Source organism: Orenia sp. (assembly GCF_055140805.1).
Genome location: NZ_JBSQYM010000155.1, coordinates 1 through 6,916 on the forward strand (window position 1 = coordinate 1; position 6,916 = coordinate 6,916).

Below are 6,916 nucleotides of genomic sequence, written 5' to 3' on the forward strand. Positions count from 1 at the left end.
TTTCAACTGTTAACTGCTGTTAATGGTGAGCCATGGAGGATTTGAACCTCCGACACCCTGATTAAAAGTCAGGTGCTCTACCGACTGAGCTAATGGCCCATGAATTCAGTAATTAGTGAGAAGTGATTATATAAAATTTTAAAGAGTTTAAAGTTCTTGAACTTTATTATTTATCCATCACTGTTTACTAGTTACTTTTTTAGATGGTGGATCATGCAGGTCTCGAACCTGCGACACCCTGATTAAGAGTCAGGTGCTCTACCAACTGAGCTAATGATCCACTTTAATTAAGATTTATAATCTAAAATGGCGCGCCCGGGAGGAATCGAACCCCCAACCTTCAGATTCGAAGTCTGCTACTCTATCCGATTGAGCTACAGGCGCATGTTATTTTAGTTGACAGTCAATTGCTAACCGTTAACTGAATTTTTGGTCGGAGCAGCAGGATTTGAACCTGCGACCCCCTGGTCCCAAACCAGGTGCGCTACCAAACTGCGCCATGCTCCGGTGTATCAAATAGAAGTAATTATCAATTCGACAAATTCTATTATAATAAATTATCTTAATTGTGTCAAGAAAAAATTCAAAATTATCTTTGGGATATTTTCTGTAACAACGTTTAATAATATATCATTTTCTTTTTATTTTGTCAATTAATTATTAAATGGAAAGTTTATCTTGTGACATAAGCCAAGTAGACAGAAAGGTTGAGGTGTTTAGTATATATGTTAGTAGGAGATTATTTAGTGATATAAAGAATGAAAAAGGTTTTTGTTTCTAGTATAATATAAAATAAGAATAATATAGGACGTTATTGGTGTGAATAAATATTAAAATATAGATTATTCAGGTTCAAAACGAACTTTGTGATTAACACTAATTATAGTTACATATATAATTTTAAGAATCTGAAATCAAAAGTCAGAAAGCTGTGAATTATGCTGATTCCAGATTCCTGATAACCAATTTCTTATATTTGATTATTAGTTATCAATTTAATTTTTCACAAAAGTCGTGGAAGAGCTATTATTCAAGTTAAATATAATAAAAGGAGATACAAGTGCAGATAGTGGATTCCAATAGTATAAAAACACATAAGTTGATTAAGCAATGGAATAATATAATTAACAACGTTAAGTATAATCCTACATATAGAAAGATTATATTAAAGGCTTGGCAAAGGTGCAAGGATAAGAATGTCGACCCTAAGTTGCCTAAACATAACTACTTATCAGAAAAAGAGCTAGAGATTAGACTTAGTAGAAATAGAGAATTAATAGGGTTAGCTAGACCATTCATAGAAGATATATCATTAAGTTTGCCCAAAATTCCCCATATTATAATTTTAACTGATAAGGAGGGATGGGCTATTGAATTTGAAGGAACTTTTAATGGAGAAGGTATAGGTGTAGGTATAAATTACTTAGAGAAGTATGTAGGAAATAGTACTATTGAAACTGCCTTAAAAGAAGGGAAACCATCATTAATATTTGGTACAGAGCATTATATAGAAAGTTATCGATATTTATGCTGTTTTGGTCTACCTATAAGAGATAAAGAAGATGAGATAATTGCATCTTTGAATGTCTCAGTTCCTATAGAGCATGCTGCTCCTCAAAACTTAATTATAGTCTTAACAGCTGTTAAAGGTCTTGAAGATAAATTGAAAAATGTAGAAAATAAAAATCAATTGATAGATGATAAAACTATAGGAGAGAGAATTAAGAAGATAAGAGAGCAAAGGTCTCTAACTCAAAGCAAATTAGCTAGCAAAGCAGATATCTCTCAATCTTTTTTAAGTGATATTGAAAATGGAAGAAAGAGTCCTACATTGCGGACTATAAGATTAATAGCTAAGGCCTTTGATCTATCAATTAGAAATTTAATAGATTATTAGTAGATAGATAAGATAGCAGAAGATTAATCTTCTGCTATCTTTTAATTATAATAAGCATTTTGGGAGTAAGCAATTATCAATATCGCTATAGCGATAAAGGGAAATATAGATAAAATGTTTAAAAGATACCATAAGATGCTAAAATATTCTATAAAATTTTATCGGGAGGCTATAGTTAAATGAAGAGACCTATATATAAAAATTTCAATAATTTAGAAAATTTCTATCAGATGTTTTTTGAGAATAATCCTACAATTATACTATTGATTGATCCCCAAAGTGGTAAAATTATGGATGCTAATCAATCAGCTTGTTCTTTCTACAAATATAAAAGAAAAGAGATTATAGATAAAAAAATCAGTGATATCAACGTTCTATCTATTGAGAATATATTTAAGGAGATGAATAAAGCAGAGTTACAAAATCGTAATTACTTTAATTTTGTACATAGATTGGCAGATGGAACTTTTTGCGATGTTCAAGTATATAGTCGTCCTGTAAATGTAAAGGGGCAAAATTTATTATATTCCGTTATTTTTGATGTTACAGAAAAAAATCTAATTAAAGATCAGGAGAAAAAATACAGGACTCTCTTTGAAAATACTGGAACAGCTACTTTTGTTGTTGAGGCTGATACTACTATCTCTATGGCTAATAGAGAAGCGGAGAGATTAACTGGTTACTCTAAAGCAGAGCTTGAGGGGAAGATGAAATTTACTGAGTTAATTGCCTATAAGGAAGAGTTAGAGGAGATGTTAACTTATCATTATCAGAGAAAATTAGAGAAAGAAGATATACCTAACAAATATGAATTCCAACTAATGGACAAGCAGAGTAATATTAAAAATATATTATGCCAAGCAGAAATAATTTCAAGTACTAAACAGAACATTGTTTCATTGGCAGATATAACAGAGGAGAAGTCTTTAAAGAAACAGATTGAGTTTAATGAGTTAAAGGAAGAATTTTTTTCTAATATCTCCCATGATTTAAAGTCTCCACTGAATTTAATATTATCTTCAGTTCAGGTTTTAAATATGTACTGTAAGAATAATTTAAAAGAGCATAATGTTAAAAAGATTGATTCCTATACACATATGATTAAGCAGAATAGTTATAGAATGTTAAAATTGGTCAATGATTTAGTTGATTTAACTAAAATTGATTCAAATTCATATAAAATTAAATTAGAGAATCATAATATAGTTGAAGTAATTACTTTAATAGCTCAATCAACTAAAGAGTATATAGAAGATCAAGGAAGGTTATTTAATTTTAATATGAGAATAGATTATAAATTCATTGCTTGTGACCCCTTTAGTGTCGAGAGGATCATTTTGAACTTACTATCTAATGCCATTAAATTTACTGATAAGGGTGATGAGATATCTATTAATATAGATTCTGATGAGAATGAGGTTATCATCTCGGTCAAAGATACTGGTATTGGTATGAGTGAGGCTGAGCAAAGGAGGATATTTAATCGTTTTGAACAGGTAGAGCAAGGTGTTCTATCTGGCAGGAATACTCTAGGTAGTGGAGTTGGATTATCTTTGATAAAATCCTTAGTCGATTTACATCAAGGAAGGATTGAGGTAAAAAGTGAATATGGGACAGGTAGCGAGTTTATTATATATATTCCAGATAGAAGGGTTGAGCAAGAGAATAATTTTTATGCTAATTATGATAATATAGGAATGGTAGAGAAACTGAAGGTCGAATTTGCAGATATATATTATTAGTAGAGTTAGTTGACAATAATAATTAGCAAGTGGTCAGTAAGCAGTAAAATTAAAAAGCATTAAATATTTTAGTATTAGTAAAAGATAAAACCTCGGTTTGGCAAACCGAGGTTTTTAACTTATTTAATTATACTGATTGTACTTCTTTTACTTCAGGGATAAATTTCTTAAGGTTCTTTTCAATTCCCATTTTTAAAGTCATTTGAGACATTGGGCATCCAGCACAAGCACCTTGAAGTTCAAGTTTTACAATTCCGTCATCTGTAACTTCTACTAATTTAACATCACCACCATCTGCTTGTAGAGATGGTCTAATTTGATCTAAAACCTCTTTTACTTTCTCTTTCACAACTTTTCACCTCCTTAAATAAGTTTAATTTATCCGATAATTAGGTTCTGGATTCGTTCTAGGGCCTTAGGTCATCCTGTAGACATAAGTCTCAGAGGGAGATAAAAAACTCCCTTTGAAATTAAGAACTCACTTTATAGATCGGACTATTTTTCCAAAACTTATCTAGTTTTAATTCTAGATTGAATATTAAAATTCCTTTTACAAATCCAAATTTTTAGCAGTTTCTTTTAAAGTAATTGCTGAATTTACAAATTTCTCTTTCTCTTGGTCATTTAAAGGTAAGTCTAATACTTTGCTAATTCCTGAGCTATTAACTATAGTAGGAAGGCTTAGGGAGATATCATCTATACCATATTTTCCTTCCATTAAACTAGAGACTGTCAAAATAGCATTTTCATCTCTAATTATTGCTCTGACAATTCTAGCTACTGCCAAAGCAACTGCATAGAAGGTAGAACCCTTCTTTTCGATTATTTCATAAGCTGCATCTTTGACTTTATGAGCAATTTCATCACGATTATTACTAGAACAGTCACCATCACAGATTGGACAATAGTCATCTATCTTGGTTCCAGCAATATTGGTCAGACTCCATACTGGAACTTCGCTATCACCATGTTCTCCAATAATATAACCATGAACATTACTGGCTGCAATACCACAATTTCTACTAATTAGTGATCTAAAACGAGAACTATCCAACACAGTACCAGAACCAATAACCCTCTCTTTAGGAAAACCTGATAATTTAAGTGTTACATAAGTTAAGATATCTACTGGATTAGTGACTACTAATAAAATTGCATCTTGATTATACTTAGTGATTTCTGGTATAATCTGCTTGAAGATTGCAGTGTTTTTCTTAACCAAATCTAGACGTGTTTCGTCAGGTTGTTGATTGGCACCAGCAGTGATAATAATAATATTAGCTTCTGCACAGTCAGAGTAATCACCAGCATAGACTTCAACTGGTTTAACAAAGGAACTACCATGATTTAAGTCCATTGCTTCTCCTTCAGCTTTTTCTTGATTAATATCAATTAAAGTAATTTCAGAAGCAATACCTTCAATCATTAGTGCATAGGCTGTTGTAGCTCCAACACCACCTGCACCGACAATAGCAATTTTGTTAGGGTCGTTTTTGGAATGACATTTGATACTCATTTTATCCTCTCCTTTATACTATAAGAATATTATGTACAAGATAATTATCTTATAATATATAATTATTGATAATAATTATTATTCCTCTTTTTATTGTAATTTTTTTGAATAAAAATAAAAGTAGTTATTATTACTAATTAGCATTGACACTTTATTTTAGAATTGCTATAATTTAATTAATAATACTTAATAGAAGGGTGAGCAGTTATGAAAAGTCCCCAAAGGCGTATGACTAAGCAGAGGAAGAAGATATTAGAGGTCTTAAAATCTACTAGATCTCATCCAACAGCTGATTGGGTTTATGATGAAGTAAAGAAGGAGATTCCTAATATTAGTTTAGGGACTATCTATCGTAATTTAAATGTTTTAAGAGAGATGGGCGAGATTATTGAATTAAATTATGGTAGTAGTTATAGTCGTTATGATGCCAATTCAGATGATCATTATCACTTTACTTGCTTAGAGTGTGGTCAGGTGATGGATGTTGATTTAGATATGGACAGAGAATTGGATGGAGAAGTGGCTGATTGTATTGGTGGGGAAGTTTCTTATCGTCGGACAGAGTTTTTTGGTTATTGTGCAGAATGTAGTAAATAATAATTATAAAGGATAAGCCTCCTATTAAGATAGGAGGCTTTTATTATTTAAAGAGGGGATTGATTAAGATGGAATTGGGTTATGCCTGTATTAATCTTAATTTAAAAGACTGTACACCTAATCGTAGAACAACTGTGGGATACTTAAAGAAGCTGTCTCTTGAAGGTCAAAAAATTAAACTCAATACATTATTGAAAGAAAATTTAGAGAATACTCTACGGATATTAAAGTTTAATAAAGCTCATGATATCAAATTTTATCGTTTCTCTTCCAATATTGTTCCTTTAGCTACCCATGAAGTTAGTGATGGATGGAGTTATCTTGATAAATTTAAAGAAGAATTTTTAAAGGTGGGCAATTATGCTAAAGAGAATGAGATTAGAGTTAGTATGCATGCTAGCCAATATACTATTTTAAATAGTAATCGCAAGGATGTTGTTAAGAGGTCTATTGAAGAGTTAGAATATCATTCTAGGTTCTTATTAGCAATGGAGCTGGATACAACAACTAAAGTAGTTTTACACATTGGTGGTGTTTATGGTAATAAAGATAAGGCGATAAGTCGCTTTAAGAAAAACTTTGAAACTCTATCTGAAGATATAAAGGATAGGCTAATTATAGAGAATGATGATAAATCTTATACTGCTACTGAAGTTTTAGAGATAGCAGAAGAGTTGGGGATACCTATTGTTTTTGATATTCACCACTTTAATTGTAATCATAGCGAGGATGAGAACTTAGAAGAGTTATTACCAAGGGTGTTTGCTACTTGGAAGGGTCATGGCAAACCAAAATTTCATTTCTCTACCCCAAGAAGTGAGGATGATTATGCCAGTCATGCTGACAATATCGACCCTAAGGATTTTAAGGAGTTTGTAGATTTGCTAAAAGATACAAGTGATATAGATTTTGATGTGATGCTAGAATGTAAGAATAAAGATAAAGCTTTGTTAAAGCTAAGAGAGGATTTGGAAAAATCTATGGTTTAAAAATATGATTAGATAGGTTTAATATATTTTGCTACTATATGTATATTTGAAATTAAACTAAATAGGTAGATTGTGGCACTTTAAGTTTTAGCTACGGGTTTTAACCCGTAGTGTAACATGTCATCATCACCACAGGTTGAAACCTGTGGCTAGTAAATTTATCATTATAAAAAGT

The 6,916-nt window shown here is 31.2% G+C and carries 6 protein-coding genes and 4 tRNA genes; 4 read left to right on the forward strand and 6 right to left on the reverse strand.

The features are described 5' to 3' along the window. Positions 1-23: 23 nt before the first annotated feature. From ACTCDL_RS13005 to ACTCDL_RS13020, 4 genes are all read right to left on the reverse strand, one after another. Positions 24-99, reverse strand: a tRNA-Lys gene (locus ACTCDL_RS13005). A 105-nt stretch (positions 100-204) separates the two neighbouring features. Beyond that, positions 205-280 (reverse strand) — tRNA-Lys (locus ACTCDL_RS13010). A 27-nt stretch (positions 281-307) separates the two neighbouring features. Further along, positions 308-384 (reverse strand) — tRNA-Arg (locus ACTCDL_RS13015). Positions 385-430: 46 nt separating this feature from the next. Then, positions 431-507 (reverse strand) — tRNA-Pro (locus tag ACTCDL_RS13020). A gap of 553 nt (positions 508-1,060) precedes the next feature. Here ACTCDL_RS13020 and ACTCDL_RS13025 point away from each other — a divergent pair. Then, the gene (locus ACTCDL_RS13025; RefSeq protein WP_463177475.1) at positions 1,061-1,897 is read left to right on the forward strand and encodes a helix-turn-helix domain-containing protein; all 837 of its coding nucleotides are present in this window, start codon (positions 1,061-1,063) and stop codon (positions 1,895-1,897) included. 179 nt (positions 1,898-2,076) lie between these two features. Further along, positions 2,077-3,639, forward strand: a complete 1,563-nt coding sequence (locus ACTCDL_RS13030; protein WP_463177479.1) for a sensor histidine kinase — start codon at positions 2,077-2,079, stop codon at positions 3,637-3,639. A gap of 127 nt (positions 3,640-3,766) precedes the next feature. Here the strand turns inward: ACTCDL_RS13030 and ACTCDL_RS13035 are convergent, their stop codons facing one another. Further along, a complete protein-coding gene (locus ACTCDL_RS13035; protein WP_463177482.1) occupies positions 3,767-3,988 on the reverse strand; it encodes a NifU family protein in 222 nt (73 codons plus the stop codon). 201 nt (positions 3,989-4,189) lie between these two features. Then, on the reverse strand, positions 4,190-5,155 hold the full coding sequence (locus ACTCDL_RS13040) for an L-lactate dehydrogenase (RefSeq protein ID WP_463177485.1): 966 nt from the start codon (positions 5,153-5,155) through the stop codon (positions 4,190-4,192). 207 nt (positions 5,156-5,362) lie between these two features. On the opposite strand from ACTCDL_RS13040, the gene ACTCDL_RS13045 reads away from it, so the two are divergent. Together ACTCDL_RS13045 and uvsE are read left to right on the forward strand one after the other, a co-directional pair. Further along, on the forward strand, positions 5,363-5,752 hold the full coding sequence (locus ACTCDL_RS13045) for a Fur family transcriptional regulator (protein WP_463177488.1): 390 nt from the start codon (positions 5,363-5,365) through the stop codon (positions 5,750-5,752). 68 nt (positions 5,753-5,820) lie between these two features. Then, complete coding sequence (gene uvsE, locus ACTCDL_RS13050; protein WP_463177491.1) at positions 5,821-6,741, forward strand: UV DNA damage repair endonuclease UvsE; 921 nt, start codon at positions 5,821-5,823, stop codon at positions 6,739-6,741. Positions 6,742-6,916: the final 175 nt, after the last annotated feature.